General features: G+C 63.6%; 17 protein-coding genes and 1 pseudogene. 10 read left to right on the plus strand and 8 right to left on the minus strand.

Annotated elements, in window-relative coordinates:
* A partial coding sequence (locus tag D8Y22_RS18385; protein WP_141466141.1) for an acyl-CoA dehydrogenase family protein occupies positions 1-766 on the plus strand: 766 nt, incomplete at its 5' end.
* A 77-nt stretch (positions 767-843) separates the two neighbouring features.
* Positions 844-1,383, plus strand: a complete 540-nt coding sequence (locus D8Y22_RS18390) for an acyltransferase (protein WP_174811912.1) — start codon at positions 844-846, stop codon at positions 1,381-1,383.
* A gap of 68 nt (positions 1,384-1,451) precedes the next feature.
* Here the strand turns inward: D8Y22_RS18390 and D8Y22_RS18395 are convergent, their stop codons facing one another.
* Positions 1,452-2,621 carry an NAD(P)/FAD-dependent oxidoreductase gene (locus D8Y22_RS18395; protein ID WP_141466143.1) on the minus strand — a complete coding sequence of 390 codons (1,170 nt, stop codon included), beginning with the start codon at positions 2,619-2,621 and terminating at the stop codon, positions 1,452-1,454.
* A gap of 89 nt (positions 2,622-2,710) precedes the next feature.
* Positions 2,711-3,628, minus strand: coding sequence for an arginase (gene rocF, locus D8Y22_RS18400; RefSeq protein WP_141466144.1), 918 nt, complete (start codon positions 3,626-3,628; stop codon positions 2,711-2,713).
* Positions 3,629-3,759: 131 nt separating this feature from the next.
* Between rocF and D8Y22_RS18405 the strand changes: the two genes are divergently transcribed.
* The 3 genes from D8Y22_RS18405 (at position 3,760) to D8Y22_RS18415 (ending at position 6,246) form a co-directional block, all read left to right on the plus strand.
* Complete coding sequence (locus tag D8Y22_RS18405; RefSeq protein WP_141466145.1) at positions 3,760-4,440, plus strand: metal-dependent transcriptional regulator; 681 nt, start codon at positions 3,760-3,762, stop codon at positions 4,438-4,440.
* Positions 4,441-4,615: 175 nt separating this feature from the next.
* The gene (locus D8Y22_RS18410; RefSeq protein WP_141466146.1) at positions 4,616-5,548 is read left to right on the plus strand and encodes a ZIP family metal transporter; all 933 of its coding nucleotides are present in this window, start codon (positions 4,616-4,618) and stop codon (positions 5,546-5,548) included.
* A 164-nt stretch (positions 5,549-5,712) separates the two neighbouring features.
* Positions 5,713-6,246: an Rrf2 family transcriptional regulator gene (locus tag D8Y22_RS18415; RefSeq protein ID WP_141466147.1), complete on the plus strand. Its 534-nt coding sequence runs from the start codon at positions 5,713-5,715 to the stop codon at positions 6,244-6,246.
* Between the two features lie 50 nt (positions 6,247-6,296).
* Here the strand turns inward: D8Y22_RS18415 and gyrA are convergent, their stop codons facing one another.
* Both gyrA and gyrB read right to left on the minus strand, forming a co-directional pair.
* A complete protein-coding gene (gene gyrA / locus D8Y22_RS18420) occupies positions 6,297-8,774 on the minus strand; it encodes a DNA gyrase subunit A (RefSeq protein ID WP_141466148.1) in 2,478 nt (825 codons plus the stop codon).
* 16 nt (positions 8,775-8,790) lie between these two features.
* On the minus strand, positions 8,791-10,722 hold the full coding sequence (gyrB, locus tag D8Y22_RS18425) for a DNA topoisomerase (ATP-hydrolyzing) subunit B (protein WP_141466149.1): 1,932 nt from the start codon (positions 10,720-10,722) through the stop codon (positions 8,791-8,793).
* A 283-nt stretch (positions 10,723-11,005) separates the two neighbouring features.
* Between gyrB and D8Y22_RS18430 the strand changes: the two genes are divergently transcribed.
* The 3 genes from D8Y22_RS18430 to D8Y22_RS18445 are packed head-to-tail and all read left to right on the plus strand — an operon-like array spanning position 11,006 to position 14,052.
* Positions 11,006-11,566 carry a DMT family transporter gene (locus D8Y22_RS18430; protein ID WP_141466150.1) on the plus strand — a complete coding sequence of 187 codons (561 nt, stop codon included), beginning with the start codon at positions 11,006-11,008 and terminating at the stop codon, positions 11,564-11,566.
* A gap of 60 nt (positions 11,567-11,626) precedes the next feature.
* Complete coding sequence (locus tag D8Y22_RS18440; RefSeq protein ID WP_141466151.1) at positions 11,627-13,744, plus strand: cation:proton antiporter; 2,118 nt, start codon at positions 11,627-11,629, stop codon at positions 13,742-13,744.
* 47 nt (positions 13,745-13,791) lie between these two features.
* Complete coding sequence (locus D8Y22_RS18445; protein ID WP_246084507.1) at positions 13,792-14,052, plus strand: hypothetical protein; 261 nt, start codon at positions 13,792-13,794, stop codon at positions 14,050-14,052.
* Positions 14,053-14,071: 19 nt separating this feature from the next.
* Here D8Y22_RS18445 and D8Y22_RS18450 read toward each other — a convergent pair whose 3' ends face one another.
* Positions 14,072-14,824, minus strand: a complete 753-nt coding sequence (locus tag D8Y22_RS18450) for an HNH endonuclease (RefSeq protein ID WP_141466152.1) — start codon at positions 14,822-14,824, stop codon at positions 14,072-14,074.
* A 90-nt stretch (positions 14,825-14,914) separates the two neighbouring features.
* Here D8Y22_RS18450 and D8Y22_RS18455 point away from each other — a divergent pair.
* Positions 14,915-15,465 (plus strand): annotated as a pseudogene (locus D8Y22_RS18455) (alcohol dehydrogenase catalytic domain-containing protein); the annotation flags it as partial.
* Positions 15,466-15,666: 201 nt separating this feature from the next.
* Positions 15,667-15,879, plus strand: a complete 213-nt coding sequence (locus D8Y22_RS18460) for a hypothetical protein (protein WP_141466153.1) — start codon at positions 15,667-15,669, stop codon at positions 15,877-15,879.
* 84 nt (positions 15,880-15,963) lie between these two features.
* Here the strand turns inward: D8Y22_RS18460 and D8Y22_RS18465 are convergent, their stop codons facing one another.
* From D8Y22_RS18465 to gcvPA, 3 genes are all read right to left on the minus strand, one after another.
* A complete protein-coding gene (locus D8Y22_RS18465; RefSeq protein ID WP_141466154.1) occupies positions 15,964-16,212 on the minus strand; it encodes a hypothetical protein in 249 nt (82 codons plus the stop codon).
* 69 nt (positions 16,213-16,281) lie between these two features.
* Entirely contained in the window at positions 16,282-17,808 is a 1,527-nt protein-coding gene (gcvPB, locus tag D8Y22_RS18470) for an aminomethyl-transferring glycine dehydrogenase subunit GcvPB (protein ID WP_141466155.1), read from the minus strand.
* Positions 17,805-19,142, minus strand: coding sequence for an aminomethyl-transferring glycine dehydrogenase subunit GcvPA (gene gcvPA, locus D8Y22_RS18475; RefSeq protein WP_141466156.1), 1,338 nt, complete (start codon positions 19,140-19,142; stop codon positions 17,805-17,807). The genes gcvPB and gcvPA overlap by 4 nt, the downstream gene beginning before the upstream one ends.
* Positions 19,143-19,235 lie beyond the last annotated feature (93 nt).

Genomic DNA, 19,235 nt, shown 5'->3' on the forward strand with positions numbered 1-19,235 from the left:
CGAGCATGGCTCGAACCCGTCGGCGATGGAGACCTACGCCGAACGCGATGGCGACGGCTACGTGCTCAACGGCTCGAAGACCTGGATCACGAACTCGCCCATCGCCGACATCGCCGTCGTCTGGGCACGCGACCGTTCGGCCGCGGACGACCCCGTGCGGGGCTTCCTCGTCGAGACCGACCGCGACGGCGTCTCGACCAACAAAATCGACGAGAAGCTCTCGCTTCGCGCCTCGATCACCGGCGAAATCGGTCTCAACGACGTGTGGATTCCCGAAACGAACGTCCTGCCGGGCGTCTCGGGCATGAAAGGCCCGCTGTCGTGTCTGACCCAGGCCCGCTACGGTATCGCCTGGGGCGCCGTCGGCGCCGCCAGAGACGCCTTCGAGGAGGCGCGCCAGTACGCCACGGACCGCGAACAGTTCGGCGGGCCGATCGGCCAGTTCCAGCTCCAACAGCGGAAACTAGCGGAGATGGCGACCCAGATCACGCTCGGGCAGTTGCTCGTCTACCGGGTGGCCGATCTGAAAGAGCGTGGCGACCTGCGCCCCCAACACATCTCGATGGCCAAGCGAAATAACGTCAGCATGGCGCGCGATCAGGCCCGCGTCGCCCGCGAGATGCTCGGGGGCAATGGCATCACGACCGACTACTCGCCGATGCGACACATGGCCAACTTAGAGACGGTCTACACCTACGAGGGCACCCACGACATCCACACGTTGATCCTGGGCGAAGATCTGACCGGTATCCCTGCCTACAGGTAGCACGCCGCCGAGCGTCGACTTTCAGCAGTGTCGTTCGATCAGTCGGTTTCTTGTAGCATTCGATCGAACTGCCAGTCGTGACCGACGACAGTTCCCGCCACGAGCGCGTTCGCCACCATGCGACACCGGGTGCCAGCAATTCGCTTGCCCACTGGACGACCGCGAAGGGGCCGCTTCGGGTTGCGTATAACTACGTCCTCGTCTGGCTCGCTCGAATCGCGCCGAGCCTCCGGCTTCGACGCTGGTTCTTGCGACGGCTCGGCGTCACCGTCGGCCCGGGTGTCTCCTGGGGACTCGAGGCGACACCTGATGTCTTCTGGCCGGAACTGATCACGCTCGAGGACCACGCTATCGTGGGCTACGACGCAACGGTGCTCTGTCACGAGTTTCTGCAAGACGAGTACCGGACGGGTGAGGTGGTCGTCGGGGAACGGGCGATGATCGGGGCCGGTGCGATCGTCCTGCCGGGCGTCGAAATCGGCGCCGACGCTCGCGTCGCGGCGAACTCGCTCGTAACCCGCGACGTCGAACCGGGGACGACCGTTGCAGGCGTTCCCGCACGACCGATGGGCGGTGACGACGCGAGTGGCGGCGTAAACGACGGCTCGAGCGAATAGTCGGCGAGGGAAAGGGGCTGTGATCCGCCGCGGAAAACGGGCGCTGTCGGATCGGGACGAACCCTCGGCTACAGCGACGACCAGGAGGAGCGGGCCGTCCCCCAGGAGGTGATGTCGGCGATCCAGCGGGCGGCGATCAGTTTCTTCAGCGTCTCCGCGGGGACGCCGCCGAAGGTGTCGACCGGCAGCGAGACGCCGAAGGCCGGTTTGACTTCGTGGGCGACTGCCTTCTCGCCGACCGAGATGACGGTGCCTTTGTCCTCGAACTCCCAGGTCTTGAGCGGCCGTCCCTCGATCGCACGAGCGATGTTCTCGCCGACGACATCGGCGGCCTGCCAGGCGGCCTGTGCGGTCGGCGGTGCGGGCTGGTCGCCCTGGTCGATGATCGCCGAGTCGCCGATAGCAAAGACACGGTCGTCGGATGTCTGGAAGGTCGCTTCGGCGTTGACGCGATTGTGTTCGTTCTCGAGGTCGACGTCGTCCATCGCATCGCGTCCGGTAATGCCGCCGGTCCAGACGAGCACGTCGTGGTCGAGGGGCTCACCTTCGTCGAATTCGATGGCGTCTTCGTTCGCTTCAGTGATCGGATCGTCCGTGTGGATCTGGACGCCGGCGTCCTCGAGGAGATCACGAAGCGCCTGCTGGACTTCGGGATCGTTGCCGGGGAAGATCTCTTCGAGTGCTTCCACGAGGTGGATCTCGATCGGTGCGCGATGGTTGTCGCGGAATTCGGCGATCTCACCGGCCGTCTGGATGCCCGAGAGGCCAGCGCCGCCGATGACGATCTGGGCCGGCTCGCCGCGGGTCGCTTCCTGGCTGGCTTCTTTGACGGCGTCGTGGATCTCGAGAGCGTCGTCGAGGCTCTTGAGCGTCATCGAGTGGTCCTCGAGGCCGGGGATACCGTAGTAGGCGGTTTGAGTACCGAGTGCGACAAGTACGTAGTCGTACTCGACATCGGCTTCGTCGGCGAGGGAAACGACCTGTTCGTCGACGTCGAGGCCGGTCACCTCGTCCTGAATGAACTGGGTCGACGGATCGGCGATCTGGTCGACCGGGAAGGTGATATCGGTACGGACATCCGGATCGCGGATTACACGGTGGGCTTCGTGCAAGACGAGATGATAATCGACATCAGCGATCCAGGTCAGCTGTGCGTTTCCCCCGAGTTCCGACTGGAGCGTATTGATCGCACCGGCACCGGCATACCCCGCGCCGAGTACGACGACATTCTCAGTCATGGTGCACAGTCGGAATCACTCTGTTACAAAGGTGTTGGAACGCGTACAGCGATGTTAAATGATGACATTTGGCACAGTTACTGGCGATATCACAGAATTCGTTTCCCGAAGGCACTCGCGGTGAGGTCGGCTGCAAGCGTCGCCGTCTCGTTAGCTTCGTCCAGAATCGGGTTTACCTCGACGACGTCCATCGAGCGCACCACGTCGTCACGCTCGTGGCGATCGGAAATGGTCTCGAGGGCGGCGTGAGCCTCGCGGTAGGTCACGCCGCCGCGAACGGGCGTGCCGACGCCGGGTGCGGTTTTCGGGTCGAGCCAGTCGAGGTCGAGACTGACGTGGACGCCGTCGGTGCCGTCGGTCGCAACCGCGAGGGCGTCTTCGACGACGGCCGTAATGCCACGTTCGTCGATATCGGCCATCGTGAACGCGGTCATCTCACTTTCCTGAACGAGTTCGCGTTCCCGGTCGTCGATGCTGCGAAGACCGACGTAGGCGATCGACGACTCGCGGACACCGGGGGCGTGTGCCCACTCGAGTTGGCCGAAGACGCCCCGACCGAGGACCGCGCCGAGTGGCATTCCGTGAACGTTGCCACTCGGGGATGTTTCGGGGGTGTTCAGATCGGCGTGTGCGTCGAACCAGATTACGCCGACGTCGGCGTCGTCGGCCGATCCGTTCAGCGACCCGATCGCGACCGAGTGATCGCCGCCCAGTACCAGCGGAAACGCACCGTCGGCGAGTGTCTCCGAGACGTCGGTTGCCAGCCGTGAACAGACGTCTTCGATCTCGCGCAAGAACTTGGCATCGCCACGCGTCGGCGGATCGGCGTCTGGATCACGGGCTTCCGCACGCGGCACCAGCAAGTCGCCGGTATCGACCGGGTCGACGCCGGCAGCCTCGAGTTCGTCGGCGAGTCCGGCGTAGCGAATCGCGGACGGCCCCATGTCGACGCCGCGGCGGTTGGCTCCGTAGTCCATGGGTGTGCCGATAATTCGGACGGTCGACATCGGTCTCACGTTCGTGGGCGGTCTGTTTGACCCTACCGAATGACTGTCGACAGTCGTGATGTCTCCGAGCTGGCGATGCTGACGATAGCAGTCGACAGCTTTAGGGTTAGACGGCTCTAATTTGCCGGACGATGATGTTGAGCGACGTGATGGAGGATTACCTCAAGGTGATCTACCAGCTCCAGCGCGAGCACGACGGCCGGATCAAAACCTCCCAGATCGCCGACGAACTCGAGGTCACGTCGCCCACCGTCACGAGTATGATCGAGAAACTCGAGGATCGCGAACTGGTCGACCGCGAGAAATATCGCGGCGTCACGCTGACAGCGGAGGGCGAAACCGTCGCGCTCGAGGTCGTTCGTCACCACCGATTGCTCGAGGCGTATCTCACCGAACATCTCGATTACGACTGGTCGGAAGTCCACGCCGAGGCCGACCGACTCGAGCACCACATCAGCGAGGACTTCGAGGCACGGGTCGCCGACGCGCTCGACCAGCCCGATGTCGATCCACACGGCTCGCCGATTCCCGGTGCTGATCTCGAGCCACCCGAGCGGCCAGAGGGGAAGTCGGTCGCTGAGTTCCCCGAAGGCGAGACCGTCATCGTCGAAGAGGTTGCCGACCACGACCCCGACGTACTCTCGTATCTCGCCGACCACGGCGTCGAACCGGGTGTGGAACTCGAAATCCTCGAAGTCGCACCGTTTGGCATGGTGACGGCCCAACCGAGCGGTCTCGAAGAGGCCGTTTCGCTTCCGGAATCGGTCGCCTATCACGTCCGCGTTTCCCGGCCGGCGGAGATCGAATCCTAACAGCGACGGCGTGTAGCAGTCGCTGAGTTCCTTCCGACACACTGTCTTCTCGAGGCACCGCTTTCAAACATTTAGATCGAGTCTAACCTCGAGTTCGATGGTAAAGACATAAGTTTAGACGTGTCTAATCAGTGGTAATGAGTTGGCAGTTCGTTTCCAGTGACGGTGAGAAGACGTGAGCGGTCGATCGATAGCTGATCTGCCGCCATGGGTCCTTGCTGTCGGTCCGGTCGTTATCCTCGGGGGCGTCTTCGGTCTGTTGTATGCCATCTCACCGTTCGGTGACCTGGCTGCGGTCGGTGAGGCGAGTACACTCGAGATTATCTGGATGCTCGCCGTTATCGGTGTGTTTGCGGGAATCGTCCCGGTCGCGATCGGGATGCTCTGGTTCCCGTTTATCCGCGATCTCGATCCGCGGTATCTACATGCCTTCCTCGCACTGGCGGCTGGTGTCCTGGTGTTTATCGCGATCGAAATGACCGAAGATATCGTCGAGAACGGCGCCGAAGCCGGGAGCCCCTCGCTTGCCATCGTGTTGGCGATCGTCGGCATCAGCGGTACCTTCCTCGTGATGTACGCGGCGAGTACGTGGCGCCAGCGAACGATGGCCGACACGCAAAAAAGCGGCCTCGAGATCGCCTACCTCGTCGCGCTCGCGCTCGGACTCCACAGCATCGGCGAGGGACTGGGTATCGGCGTCTCGTTCATCCAGGGCGACGCCACGCAGGTGCTCTTGCTCATGTTGGCGTTCGTTCTTCACAACGTCATGGAGGGGCCGACGATCGTCGCCGCCGTGGCGCGTGATCGGAATACGCCGCCGCTTCGTCACTTCGCCGCGATGGGGCTGCTCGCGGGCGGTCCGGTTATCCTCGGCGGCTGGATCGGGAGCTTCGGCGAAGCGCCGCTGCTTGCCGTCCTCTTCTTTGCGATCGCGGTCGGTGCCATCTTACAGGTGCTCATCGAGGTTGCCGAACTCATCCGCTTCGACGCCGAAGCCATCCTCACGCGCGTCAACGCGGCGACGTTCGTCGGCGGCTTCGTCCTCATGTTTTTGCTCGAGGATGTCGTTACGGAACTCGTCCTCGAAGGCTGGCTACTGGCGCCGTAATCGCCCGGCTACACAGCCGGAAGGGGCTCGACCGAACAAACAGCGGATAGCGAGGTGAAAAAACGACGGCGCGTGTGTTCTATTCCAAATTCGCCGGAATATCGCCTTCAAACCGAGCGGCCTCACCCGTCGGGTTTAAGGATTGCAATTACGAATACTTCAGTATGTCATCCATCGAACTGACGCCGAGTCAGAAGAAGATTCTCCGTGCATTGACGAATCTCCACAAGGAGTCCGAAGACGCTATCAAAGGCGAGGACATCGCCGAGCAGGTCGACCGAAACCCGGGGACGATCCGCAACCAGATGCAGAGTCTCAAAGCCTTACAACTGGTCGAAGGCGTACCCGGGCCGAAAGGCGGCTACAAGCCGACCGCCACGGCCTACGAGGCCCTCGAGATCCAGCAGATGGACGATCCGGCCTCCGTCCCGATCGAACACGAGGGCGAACCTGTCACCGACGTTATCGTCGAAGAGATCGATCTCTCGAGTGTCCACCATCCCGAACTCTGTCGCGCCGAGATCCATATGCAGGGATCGATGGGTGACATCTCCGAAGATGACGCCGTCGTCGTCGGACCGACGCCGCTGTCGAAACTCGTCGTCGAAGGTCGTGTCGACGGCAAGGACGATACGAACAATATTCTGATCCTCCGTATCGAGGATATGGTCGCGCCTGCAGAAGAACCGAATCACTGAGTTTCGACGGACGTAGCGGCTTCTGCCTCCAGTGTTACGCCTCGAGGGCGTTACTCGTCTGATTCCTCGGCCGCTATCGACGCCGCTTTAATGTCGTCGATACTGGCGACGGCGTCACCAGGTTCGACTGCCATGACGATGACGCCCATCGTGTTGCGCCCGACCGTCGAAACCTCGTCGGCGCGGGTCCGGACGATCTGGCCGCGCTCGCTCATTAACACGAGGTGATCGTCGGCCGAGACGGCTCTGACCGCCGTCACTGGACCGTTTCGCTCTCCGGTCTTGATATCGATCAGCCCTTTGCCGTATCGCGATTGCGTGCGATACTCCGAGAGCAACGTCCGCTTGCCGTAGCCGTTTTCCGTGACGGTAAGTAGCGCTCGCTCGTCGTCCTCGTCGGTCGCGACGAGGCCGGCGACGGCGTCCTCGCCCTCGAGGTCGATGCCGTTGACGCCGCGGGCCGACCGCCCCATCGCTCGTACTTCGTCTTCGTCGAAGCGGATCGTCATCCCGCCTTCGCTGGCGATGACCAGATCCTGCGAGCCGTCGGTGACTTCGACATCGACGAGTTCGTCGCCCTCCTCCAGGTCGGCGGCGATGATACCCGTCGTGCGAATGTTGTCGAACTCCGAGCCGGCGGTCCGTTTGACGTAGCCGTGTCGGGTCACCATGGTGACGAACTCGTCGTCGCCGAAGGCGTCGGTGTCGACGATGGCCGTGATGTCCTCGCCGGAATCGAGATCGAGGATGTTGACCGCGGATTTTCCGCGGGCCGTCCGGCCCATCTCCGGAATTTCGTAGGTCTTGAGCTGGTAGACTTTGCCCTGGTTAGTAAAGCAAAGCAGGTAATCGTGGGTGTTCGCTCTGAAGACCGTCGAGACGCGATCGTCCTCCTTGACGTCCGCGCCGATGATTCCTTTCCCGCCTCGACCCTGGGGGTCGAACTGCTCGATGGGCATTCGTTTGACGTAGTCGTCTTCGGTCATGACGACGAAGACCTCTTCTTCCGGGATGAGATCTTCGTGCGTGACCGTGCCCTGGTCCTCGACGATCGAGGTGCGCCGATCGTTGGCGTACTCGTCTTTGACCGCGCGGAGTTCTTCCTTGATGACGCCGAGCAGTTCCTGCTCGCTCTCTAAAATCTCGGTCAGGCGTTCGATTTCAGCCTGTACCTCCTCGTACTCGTCTTCGATCTCGGTGGCCTCCATCGATGTGAGACTGCCGAGTTGCATCCGGACGATGTGGGTTGCCTGGGCTTCGGAGAAGCCGTAGGCCTCCTGCAGTGCTGTTTTCGCGTCGTCGCGGGTCTCGCTGTTGCGGATCAACTCGACGATGTCCTCGGCGTTCTCGACGGCTTTCAGCCGGCCCTCGAGGATGTGTGCGCGGTCCTCGGCTTCTTCGAGATCGTACTCGCTACGCCGGCGGACGACCTCGCGGCGGTGGGCGACGTACTCCGCTAAGGTCTCTTTGAGCGAGAGGACGCGTGGCTGGCCGTCGACCAGCGCGAGATTGATGACGCCGAACGTTTTCTCGAGGTGGTTCTCGAGGAGTTTGTTCTTGACGACCTCGACGTTTGCGCCGCGGTTGCACTCGACGACGATGCGGACGCCGTCGCGGTCGGATTCGTCACGGAGATCCGAGATGCCCTCGATCTCGCCGTCGGTGATGTCTTCGGCGATACGTTCGACGAGGCGGGCCTTGTTGGCTTGATAAGGCAGTTCCGTAATGACGATTCGCTCACGACCGTTCTGCCACTCCTCGACCTCGAACTCGGCGCGGACCCGAATGCGCCCGCGACCAGTTTTGTACGCCGAGTAGATGGCGTCGCGGCCGACGATGTTCGCGCCAGTCGGGAAGTCCGGCCCCTTGACGTGGTCCATCAGGTCCTCGACCGTCGCATCGGGGTCGTCGATCAGTTCGATCGTGGCGTCGATTACCTCGCCGAGATTGTGTGGCGGGATGTTCGTCGACATGCCGACGGCGATCCCCGAGGAGCCGTTGACCAGCAGGTTCGGGAACGCTGCCGGCAGCACGTCCGGCTCCTGTAAGCGATCGTCATAGTTCGAGGAGAAGTCGACCGTGTCCTTCTCGATATCCTCGAGTAACTCTTCGGCGACGGGAGCCATCCGGGCCTCCGTGTATCGGGGCGCCGCGGCCGGATCACCGTCCATCGAGCCGAAGTTCCCCTGGCCGTCGACTAGCGGATACCGCATCGAGAAGTCCTGGGCCATTCGGACGAGCGTGTCGTAGATGGCGCTGTCGCCGTGTGGGTGATAGTCACCCATCGTCTCCCCGACGATCGAGGAGGACTTCCGGTGGGACGAGCCCGAGCTGACGCCCATTTCGTGCATTGCATACAGGATGCGCCGGTGGACCGGCTTCAGACCGTCCCGGACGTCCGGGAGCGCACGACCCGCGATGACGGACATCGCGTAGTCGATGTAGCTCTGTTCCATCTCGTCCTCGATGCGGACGTTCTCTACCGCTCGCGCCTCGACGTCTGTTGGATCGGGTACGTCTGAACTCATGTGCTCACCTCGTCACTCATATGTCGATCCACTCTGCTTCGGGCGCGTGGTCTTTGATGAACTGCTTGCGCGGTTCGACGGCGTCGCCCATCAGCACGGAGAACATCTTGTCCGCCGCGGCGGCGTCCTCGACCGTGATCTGTTTGAGGATGCGATTGTCGGGGTTCATCGTCGTCTCCCAGAGCTGTTCGGGGTTCATCTCGCCCAGTCCCTTGAATCGCTGAACCTGCGATGGGTTGCCGTTGCACTTTTCGGCGACGATCTCGTCGCGCTCGGCATCGGTCATCGCGTCGTAGGTCTCGCCGCGATACCGGATGCGATAGAGCGGCGGCTGGGTCGCATAGACGTAGCCACCTTCCAGCAGCGGTCGCATGTGCCGGTAGAAGAAGGTTAGCATGAGCGTCCGTATGTGGGCGCCGTCGACGTCGGCGTCGGTCGCCATGATGATCTTCTTGTAGCGGATGTCCTCGATGTCGAACTCGTCACCGATCCCCGCGCCGATGGCGGTGATCATGTTCCGGATCTCGTCGTTCTCGAGGATGCGATCGAGGCGGTGTTTCTCGACGTTCAAAATCTTCCCCTTGATCGGCAGGACGGCCTGAAATTCGGGATTTCGGGCCTGTTTCGCGCTGCCGCCCGCGGAGTCACCCTCCGCGATGAACAGTTCGGCCTCGTCGGGGTCTTTGGTCTGGCAGTCGGCCAGTTTGCCCGGCAGCGAGGTCGACTCGAGCGCGGACTTGCGTCGGGTGAGCTCTTCGGCTTTCTGGGCGGCCATGCGGGCTTTGGCGGCCTCGACGGCCTTGGCGACGATGGCCTCGGCGGTGTCGGGGTGCTCCTCGAAGTAAGTGCCAAGCCCCTCGTGCATCGCGCTTTCGACGATCCCTCGTACTTCACTGTTGCCGAGTTTCGTCTTCGTCTGGCCCTCGAACTGGGGGTCGGGATGTTTGATCGAGATGACCGCGGTCAGTCCCTCGCGGATGTCCTCGCCCTTGAGGTTGTCCTCGAGATCCGAGAGAAGGCTATTTTCGTTGGCGTAGTCGTTGACCGTCCGGGTGAGGGCTGTCTTGAAGCCCGTCAGATGTGTCCCGCCCTCACGGGTGTTGATGTTGTTCGCGAAGGCGTGGATCGAGCCCTGGAGTTCCTGGGTGGCCTGCATGGCCACTTCGACCTGGATGTTCTGGTCCTCGTCCTCGAAGTAGATGACATCCTCGTGCATCGCCGAGCGCGTCTCGTTCAAATACTCGACGAACTCGCGGATGCCGCCGTCGTACTCGTACGTCTCCGCGAGCGGGCCGTCGTCGCTAGCGTCTTCGCGTTCGTCCGAGAGCGTGATGCGAACACCGGAGTTGAGGAAGGCGAGTTCGCGAAGCCGGTTCGAGAGCGTCGAGAAGGAGAATTCGTCGGCCTCGAAGATACCGGTGTCTGGCCAGAAACGGATCGCCGTCCCCGTCTCCTCATCGGGTTTCATCTCGCGGACCTGCTCCATGTCGCCGACGGGTTCGCCGGCTTCAAAGGCGTGTTCGTAGACGGCACCGTCGCGTTTGACCGTCGCCTCGAGTCGTTCGGAGAGAGCGTTGACGACGGAAACGCCGACGCCATGCAGCCCACCCGAGACCTGGTAGGACTTGTTATCGAACTTCCCGCCCGCGTGGAGGACAGTGAGGATCACCTCGAGGGCCGGGCGGTCGTACTCCTCGTGGGTGTCGACGGGGATGCCACGACCGTCGTCGGTAACGCTCACCGACCCGTCTCCGTGGATCGAGACGGTGATGTCGTCACAGTGACCAGCCAGTGCCTCGTCGATCGAGTTGTCCACCACCTCGTAGACCAAGTGATGGAGTCCTCGAGAGTCGGTAGAGCCGATATACATCGCCGGCCGTTTTCGGACGGCCTCCAGGCCTTCGAGGACCTGAATTTGTCCGGCGCCGTACTCGCTTTCCTGGGACATACAAAACCTACTGTCGGGTAGTGGACGCCCACTAATAAAGCTTCACGTACGCGCGCGAGCGCGACCTATACCAGCCGCTCGCTCAATACTCACCCCAGCACAAACAAGGCGTTCAAATCCGTGATGGTGGCGGGAATCATTCGGACTCCTGATACGGCCCGCTGTAACTGTTTTCCGGAGCGATGCTCGACCGCGTGAGATTCGTCCGTCGACTCGAGGCTACTGGCCTGCAACCTCGCGCACCGGACTCTTGCTCACGTGGACCCACCCTTCGCTGGAGACGATGACGCGACCATCCTGGAACAGGGACGAACACGACCCAGAGGTGAAACACGACGCACGTGGCTACAGCGATGGGGAACCGACGGACCGGGATACGATCGCGTCCGATCCGAACCCGAACCGACGCGGCAAGTGGCTCTCGGTCGGTATCGCCGCCCTCGGTGTCGTGACGATCGGCCAGACACTCGCCCTTGAGGTCGCGGCGAGCGCGTTCTGGAACGCCTTTTTGGTGGGTGGTGTACTCGTCCTCGCCGGCGGGTACAACTACTCTCGGCGCTCGAAGCAGGAACTCGGAAGCGCCGGTGTCGCGTCCCTGGCTGCCGTCGCCGGCCTGTGGCTCGTCGCGTCGCCGTTCGTGATCGGTCCCGGCGCTGGTCCGACCCTGATGGGAAACGAAAGCAGTGCCTGGCTCACGCTGACCGTCGGACTGCTCGCGCTCGGCTGTGGAAGCTACAGCGCCGCCATGATCCGGCGACGGCGCCTCGAGGCCAACGACCGCCGTATGACCGATACCTCGCCACCGAGGGCTGTCCCCAATGGAGACGACGTTCGGCTCGATTGATACGGATTACTGTAACGATTTACCGGCGCACCCGCCGCCCGGGTCGCGGGTGCGCCGGAAATGACTTACAGTAAACCGTATGAGTCCTCGATAGTTTCCGACCTCGAAATCCTGGCTTCGAGAGTATCACTGACTCCACCGTTCGACGACCCCGTATTGGTCTTCGGGCTCGCGGTCGTCGTCTTTCTGGTTGCGCCGCTTCTCCTCCAGCGCTACCGCCTGCCGGGAATCGTCGGGATTATCCTCGTCGGCGCTGCGATCGGGCCGAACGGACTCGGCCTGCTCGAGCGCGGTGAGACGATCCAACTGTTGGGCGAGGTCGGACTGATCTACCTGCTGTTTTTGGCCGGCCTCGAGATCGACATCGCTCAGTTCGTCGCGTACAAAGATCGAAGCATCGTCTTCGGACTGCTCTCGTTCGTGATTCCGCAGGCGGTCGGGATGGCCGTCGGCGTCGCCCTCCTCGAATTGACGCTGCCGGCGGCGGCGCTGTTTGCGGCGATCTTCGCTTCCCACACGCTGCTTGCGTATCCGATCGTCACTCGGCTGGGGATCGTCACGAACGAGGCGATGACGGCGACCATCGGGGGGACGATCCTGACCGATACGCTCGCCTTGCTCGTGCTCGCCATCGTCATCGCCGCCACCGAAGGAACACTCGATGCTGTCTTCTGGACCCGACTGGCGGTCGGGCTGGCCGTCTTTTTCGTCGGCGTCTGGCTCCTGGTTCCCCGGCTCGGTCGGTGGTTCTTTCGCCGGCACCACGAGGAGAGTTACGTCGAGTACCTGTTCGTGCTGGCCGTGTTGTTCACCTGTGCCTTTCTCGCCGAACTCGTCGGCGTCGAGCACATCATCGGCGCCTTCCTCGCCGGCCTGACGCTCAACCGACTGGTGCCCGAGACCGGGACGCTGATGAACCGCATCGAGTTCGTCGGCAACGCCCTGTTCATTCCGTTCTTCCTGCTGTCGGTCGGCATGCTCGTCGACGCGCGGGTCGTCCTCGAGGGAACCGAAACGCTCGTTCTCGCCACGGCGTTGCTCGTGATGGTCGTCGCGACGAAGTACGTCGCCGCGTGGGTCACCGGGCGGATGTACGGCTACTCCCACGAGGAAGTCGCCGGTATGTTTGGCCTGTCGGTCGGGCAGGCGGCGGCCGCGCTCGCGATCGTCCAGATCGGCTTCGACGCGGGCGTCCCCGGCTTCGGCCAGCACATGCTAAACGCCGTCGTCGTGATGATTCTAGTCGTCAGCGTCCTCAGCCCCATCGCCGTCGAGCGAGCCGGTGCCGGGATCGTTCGCGCTCGAGCGCAGGCGCCATACGACCTCGCCGAGACGACCCAGCGGCTTCTCGTCCCGGTGTCGCGGAACTCCTGTCACGCCGAGTCGCTGCTCGATCTCGCGGTGACGATTCGTGACCCGCGAGACGACGAGTCAATTCATACGCTGTCGGTCGTGCAGCCGGACGGGATCGCCCAAACGGAGGCAAACGTCGTCGACGCGAGGGCGCGTCTCGAGGAGCTGTCGGCCTACGCGGCGAGCGCGGAGGTTTCGGTCCTCCCCCATACCCGCGTCAACCACAACGTCGCCTCGGAGATCGTCAACGCGACCATCGAACACCGCATCACCACGCTCGTCATCGGGTGGGACGGCGCTCGCTCGCGAACGCAGGCCGTCTACGGGCACGTCATCGACCAGGTGCTCGATCGAACGACCCAACTCGCACTCGTCGGTCGCGTCCGCGAGCCGCTAAACACCACGGGACGGATTCTGCTCGTGGTCCCACACGGCGTCGAACACAACGACGGGGTCGACGAGGCGGGTCACACCATCGGACTCGTCGCAGACGGCGTCGACGCGCCGATCGAGGCGCTCGTCGTCGGCGCGTCCGATTCAATCGACCAGCACCACGAGAACTGGATCGAGGCTGCCGTTCCCGACGGGACGACGTCGGTCGAGACCGTCCCGGACTGGGAGGCGCTAGAGGACAGGCTCGAGGCGGCGTCTCGAGCCGACGACCTCGTCGTCTGTCTCAGCTCCCGCCGCGGCGATATCGGCTGGCAGCCCGACCTGCAGACGGTACCGAGCCGGATCGCGAGGCGGGCGGATGGTAATTTCGTCGTCGTCTACCCCGCAACTGACGCGAAACCGGACGATCGGCAGTTCTTCCGGTTCACGTGAGGGAACGATCCCGTCCGGTTCGCGTGCAGTCAGGACCTCGAGCCGACATGCGACTGCGACGACACACGTATACCCCGTGGTACTCGTTCGTCGATATAGCAGAATTGGTGATGCTCGCCGTCGCCGCCGTCGTCGCTCTCCAGATCCCGCTGGCAATTGTGGTCCACGTCGACGCCAAACGGCTCGGCCTCGCGAATCCCGCGATGTACGAACTCGGCATTCTGGTTCCCACGGCCGGACTCGCCGTCGCGTTCGTCTATTTTTCGCGTCGGCGTGAGCTGCCGCGGGCGGACGACGCGAGCGAATAATGGGCCGCCGCCGGACAGATTAGATCGCGGTCAGGACGATCATCACGGCGAGATAGAGCGCCACCGTGCCCGTCGCGAGCCGAATGCCGCGATGGTTGGTGAGAAACCGGATCGGCGTATCGTCGATCACTCGTTCCCGGACGCTCCGAGGTTCGCGACGGACCGAGACCGGCGGCGACGCGAACACGCTCGAGCGAACCGGCGCCTCCTGACGGCGGTCGGCGAGGGCTGCCGTCGACAGTCCGTGGTTGCTCGAGAGCGAGTCGAGGTGGCAGGCGGGCAGACACTCCAGAAGTAGCCCGGCACACGGCTCACAGAGGGTGAGGTGGTCGTACTCGGTGTCGGCGACACTCGTCGACTCGGTCGCCGGGGGGACGTCGTTCCAGGCGACGAGGTCGCTCGGCTCGAACTCGTGACCGCAGCGACTGCACCACTGATCGTCGGGGGTTCGCATCCTGGCGACGGCCTCGGGTGCCTCTCGATTCGGAAAGAGTGGTGCTTCGTCGCGAACGTCGTCGAACGACCTGTTGGACTGGTGGATGACGCCGTGACAGGGGCGACACAGCGTCAGCAGGTTCTCGAGTTCGTCGGGACCCCCGGCGCCGCGAGGGACGACGTGGTGGGCCTGTAGGGTTCGATCGTCGGCCCCGCAGCGAGTACACGCGTAGCCATCGCGACGCAGGGTCGCGCGTCGCAGTTCGTCCCAGCCGTCGCCGTAGCCGCGGGAGTCGGCTCTCGCGTCGTCGATTCCATCCTCGTCGCGGCGCCCCATCGGTCGATACTGTGTGGGTGAGGCACAAATCTCCATCGGCGCGCTATCGACATTGCGTTTGCGCGGCCAAGGACTACTGACAGATCGCCTGTGGCTGGTTGTGGTAAGCCATCAACGACAGTCCGCGGTGTCGTCTACAACGACTCCCACGACGTATCGATCGAAGCCATCGACGATCCGGAACTCGAGGGGCCGAACGACGCAATCGTCGACGTGACGACGGCGGCGATCTGTGGCTCGGATCTCCACATGTACGAAGGCCGTGCTGGCGCCGACGAGGGGATGGTCTTCGGCCACGAGATCATGGGCGAGATCGCCGCAGTCGGCGACGTGTCGAGCCGCTCGAGGCGGGCGACCGGGTCGTCCTGCCGTTCAACGTCGCCTGCGGGTTCTGTGAGAACTGCGAGGAGGGCCACTACGGCTACTGCGAGAACGTTGCCGAAACGCCGGGCGGCGCCTACGGCTCCGTTCAGATGGGGCCGTATTAGGGCGGGCAGGCCGATCAGGTCCGGGTTCCCTTCGCCGATTTCAACGCCCTGAAACTCCTCGACGAGGGGCACGAAGACGACTTTATTATGCTCGCCGACGTGTTTCCGACGGGTTGCCGGCACGGCCGAACCGAGCTTTCTGGTCTCTCACCGCGTCTCGCTCGAGGACGCACCGGAAATGTACGAGCGGTTCGACGAGCGCGAAGCCGGTGTCACGAAGGTATTGCTCAAGCCTTGAATTTATGATGTCAATTTACAATCGTGCGTGACTTCTGATTTCCTGCTGTTGGTTTGGGTACGAAATATAAAGTAGAAAATTTGATAACACGTCCGCGAGTCGTCCTCGCCACCGAGATGGCGAATCGAGACGATGTCGATCGAGTTCTTGCGGGCTGTACCGACTGCGATTCTGTCTACGCGGCGCGAAAGTGGCCAGATGGTGACGTGCAACTCATCGGGCAGGAAGCCTGTGAATGCGGCTGTCGGGAGTTCGTCGTCGTCGGGGACAGCGACAGCACGGCCGACTCCCGTGAGCCAAACACCAGAAGCGAGACCAACGACGAGTAACGAGACTGCTGATGCGGGCGTCTCTCGATCGTTGACATCCTCCTCCGCGTGAACGCGGAGGAATCCCGAGCGGACGGAAATGACTCACATTGATTGCTGGTAGCCACAGTGTGGACAGATCAGTTTTCCATCCGCCACCAGCAGGTAACTTCGATCGCACCGGTCACACGGGCAGCCGATCGTGATATCCGATTCCCGTGCGATCCCCTGCAGCGTGTTGTGCAATCGGCGCAGTTGGTGTTCGGTCGCCTCGAGACGACTGTTCAATTGCTCGAGTGGTCTGTCGGCCGGTCGCTGCTGTCGATCGCGTGGAAAGAGTCGATTGGGATCCATGCGCGTGGTACGCCAGCGACGACGAAAACACAACCGCCTCTCAGACGGCGCGACAGTCACGCCGGCGGGTCACTGTCCGGACGACTCCTCGAGGGCGTGCCACGAGAGGCGCGGGTTTCGAGCCGCGGTCGTCTGGTCGATCCGCCGAGCGGCCGTCCGCTCGGGGGCGTCGGCCAGTGTCTCGTCGTCCTCCTCCGCGACGGCGTTGAACGCGCCGGCGAGGCGATCGAGCGTCGCCTTGCTCTCGACCTCGGTGGGCTCGGTCATCAACGCCTCGGGGACGATCTCGGGCCACTTCGTCGTCGGCGGGTGGACGCCGTAGTCGAGCATTCGCTTGGCGACGTCGGCGGCGTCTTGTTCGCCTGCGCTGGCGACGAACTCGTGGTGGAACGGCTCGTAGGGCACCTCGTACTCGATCTGGCTCGCGAGGTAGTTCGCGTTGAGCACCGCCATCGCGCTTGCGTCCGTCAGTCCCGCATCGCCCAGCCGAGCGATATAGGCGAACGCCTTCAGGAGGACGAGCCAGTTGCCCTGATAGCCGTGGACCTTGCCGATGGTGTTGTCGGGATCGAACAGTTCGTAGGTTCGGCCGGCCGACGCCGCGTCGCTTTCGTCGTCGGCCCCCGCTTTCCGCACTCGAGGTGCGGGCAGGAAGGGCTCGAGATCCTCGACGACGCCGACCGGACCGGCGCCGGGCCCGCCGCCGCCGTGGGGCGTCGCGAACGTCTTGTGGACGTTATAGTGCATCACGTCGAAGCCCATATCGCCGGGGCGAGCGCGGCCGAGCAGGGCGTTCAAGTTCGCGCCGTCGTAGTAGAGCAAGCCGCCGACGTCGTGGACCATCTCGGCGATCACCTCGATATCGCGCTCGAACAGGCCGAGCGTGTTCGGGTTCGTCAGCATCAGCGCGGCCGTGTTCTCCGAAAGGGCGGCCTCGAGCGCGTCGAGGTCGACTCGGCCCGCGTCGTCGCTCGGCAGGGAGACGACATCGTAGCCGCCCAGTGCCGCGGTGGCGAAGTTCGTCCCGTGGGCGCTCTCGGGAACGATCACCTCGTCGCGGTGGCCCTCGCCGTTGTATTCGTGATAGGCCGCAGCGACGCGGATGCCGACGAACTCGCCGGCAGCGCCCGCGGGCGGCTGCAGCGTCACGGCGTCCATGCCGCCGATGCGGCCGAGATAGTCCTGCAGGCGATAGAGCACCTCGAGTGTGCCCTGAATCGACCGTTCCGAGCGATCGGGGTGGACGGCAGCCGACGGGAACGCGGCGACGTCTTCCGTGAATTTCGGGTTGTACTTCATCGTACACGATCCCAGCGGATAGGGCCCACTGTCGATCCCGTAGATCATCTGGGAAAGGCGCGTGTAGTGACGTGCGAGTTCCGGCTCGGACAGCGCCGGCAACTCGAGGGAATCGCGCGTGAGGTCGTCGGGAAGGGGCGAGTCGACGGCGGCGGTCTCACCTGCGGTTGCAGCGTCGTCCGCGTCGTTGCCGTTCCCGATCTCGACGCGCGTCAGATCCTTCTGGGACAGCAGCGGCTCGTACTGGCCGTCCTCGACGTAGCGGGCCTGATCGTACCGCACTCGGTCGTCGGTCATCGAACCACCTCCGCGAATTCCTCGCTGAACTGGCCGAGCGTCTCCTCGGGAACCCCCGCGACGCAGATCTGCAGTTCGTGCTCGCCGACGACGTGAACGGCGTACCCTCGCTGCTCGAGGGCCCCGGCGACATCTGTGGCCGCCTGGTCGACGTCGACGACGAACTCGCGGAGGTGGTGACGGTCGTGGACCGGCGCGGTCACGCCCTCGAGCTCGTCGAGTTCGGCCGCGAGGTCTCGAGCGCGGGTTACCCCGCGGGTCGCGAGTTCGACCAGGCCGTCCGGGCCGAGGACGGCGGCGTGCATCGCGGTCCGAAGCGCGACCCAGGCCTGGTTCGTACAGATGTTACTCGTGGCGCGTTCGCGCCGAATGTGTTGCTCGCGCGTTTGCAGGGTGAGCGTAAACGCCCGGCGGTCGGTCGCATCCTCGCTCGCGCCGACCAGCCGGCCGGGAACCTGTCGAAGATAGTCCTCGCGGGTCGCGAACAGCCCCAGCCCCATCCCGTAGCTCGTCGGGAGCCCCAGGACGCTCGCGTCGCCGACGACGACGTCCGCGCCGACATCCGCCGGTCGTTCGAGGAGGGAGAGGGCGATCGGATCCGAGCCGAGGACGAACAGCGCCTCGGCGTCGGTCGCGAGTGTGGCCACGTCCGCGAGTCGTTCCTCGATCGTCCCGCGAACCGTCGGATTCTCCGCGTACAGCATGACGACATCCTCGTCGACGGCATCTTCGAGGGCCGCGAGATCCACGGTGGCGTCGGCGGTCGGGTAGGTCTCGATCGACAGGTCGGTGCCGGCGACGTAGTTCTCGAGGGTACCTCGACGTCCCTCGCGCAGCAGATCGGGGACCAGCACGCGCGTACCGCTGGTCTCGCGAACGCGATCTGCAAGCGTCGCAGCCTCGCCCAGCGCGGTCGCCGCGTCGTACATCGAGCAGTTGGCGACCTCGAGGCCGGTCAGCTCGACCAGCAGCGACTGGTATTCGAACAGCGCCTGCAGAAAGCCCTGGGAGACCTCGGGCTGGTACTGCGTGTAGGAGGTGAGATACTCCGATCGATCCGCGAGATGATCGACCAGCGAGGGAACGTAGTAGCCGTAGTGGCCACGTCCGAGCAGTTCGACCAGGTCGTCGTTGCGCTCGAGAATCGACCGGACGAACCGTCGCGTCTCCCGCTCGGATCGCGCGTCGATGCCGAACTCGTCGTCGAACCGTACCGCTGAGGGAACGTCGAAGAGCTCCGTGACCGTGTCTGTGCCGATCACCTCGAGCATCGCCGCCCGTTCTTCGTCCGTGTGGGGTGCGTAGGGACTCCCCGTGGGTCGTGAGTCGTCCATCTTAGTACCCACCTCGGACGAACGGTACGGCAGGCCGCCACTTGCGTCGAACGTCAGTGTCGATTCCAGACACGATACCAGAGCGTAACGGCC

Source organism: Salinadaptatus halalkaliphilus (genome assembly GCF_006543045.1).
GTDB lineage: Archaea > Halobacteriota > Halobacteria > Halobacteriales > Natrialbaceae > Salinadaptatus > Salinadaptatus halalkaliphilus.

Coding starts and splice junctions, on each gene's coding strand:
- D8Y22_RS18395 (WP_141466143.1), bottom strand. CDS start 2,621: ATGACTGAGAATGTCGTCGTACTCGGCGCGGGGTATGCCGGTGCCGGT.
- rocF (WP_141466144.1), bottom strand. CDS start 3,628: ATGTCGACCGTCCGAATTATCGGCACACCCATGGACTACGGAGCCAAC.
- D8Y22_RS18405 (WP_141466145.1), top strand. CDS start 3,760: ATGATGTTGAGCGACGTGATGGAGGATTACCTCAAGGTGATCTACCAG.
- D8Y22_RS18415 (WP_141466147.1), top strand. CDS start 5,713: ATGTCATCCATCGAACTGACGCCGAGTCAGAAGAAGATTCTCCGTGCA.
- gyrA (WP_141466148.1), bottom strand. CDS start 8,774: ATGAGTTCAGACGTACCCGATCCAACAGACGTCGAGGCGCGAGCGGTA.
- gyrB (WP_141466149.1), bottom strand. CDS start 10,722: ATGTCCCAGGAAAGCGAGTACGGCGCCGGACAAATTCAGGTCCTCGAA.
- D8Y22_RS18430 (WP_141466150.1), top strand. CDS start 11,006: ATGACGCGACCATCCTGGAACAGGGACGAACACGACCCAGAGGTGAAA.
- D8Y22_RS18440 (WP_141466151.1), top strand. CDS start 11,627: ATGACTTACAGTAAACCGTATGAGTCCTCGATAGTTTCCGACCTCGAA.
- D8Y22_RS18445 (WP_246084507.1), top strand. CDS start 13,792: ATGCGACTGCGACGACACACGTATACCCCGTGGTACTCGTTCGTCGAT.
- D8Y22_RS18450 (WP_141466152.1), bottom strand. CDS start 14,824: ATGGGGCGCCGCGACGAGGATGGAATCGACGACGCGAGAGCCGACTCC.
- D8Y22_RS18460 (WP_141466153.1), top strand. CDS start 15,667: ATGGCGAATCGAGACGATGTCGATCGAGTTCTTGCGGGCTGTACCGAC.
- D8Y22_RS18465 (WP_141466154.1), bottom strand. CDS start 16,212: ATGGATCCCAATCGACTCTTTCCACGCGATCGACAGCAGCGACCGGCC.
- gcvPB (WP_141466155.1), bottom strand. CDS start 17,808: ATGACCGACGACCGAGTGCGGTACGATCAGGCCCGCTACGTCGAGGAC.
- gcvPA (WP_141466156.1), bottom strand. CDS start 19,142: ATGGACGACTCACGACCCACGGGGAGTCCCTACGCACCCCACACGGAC.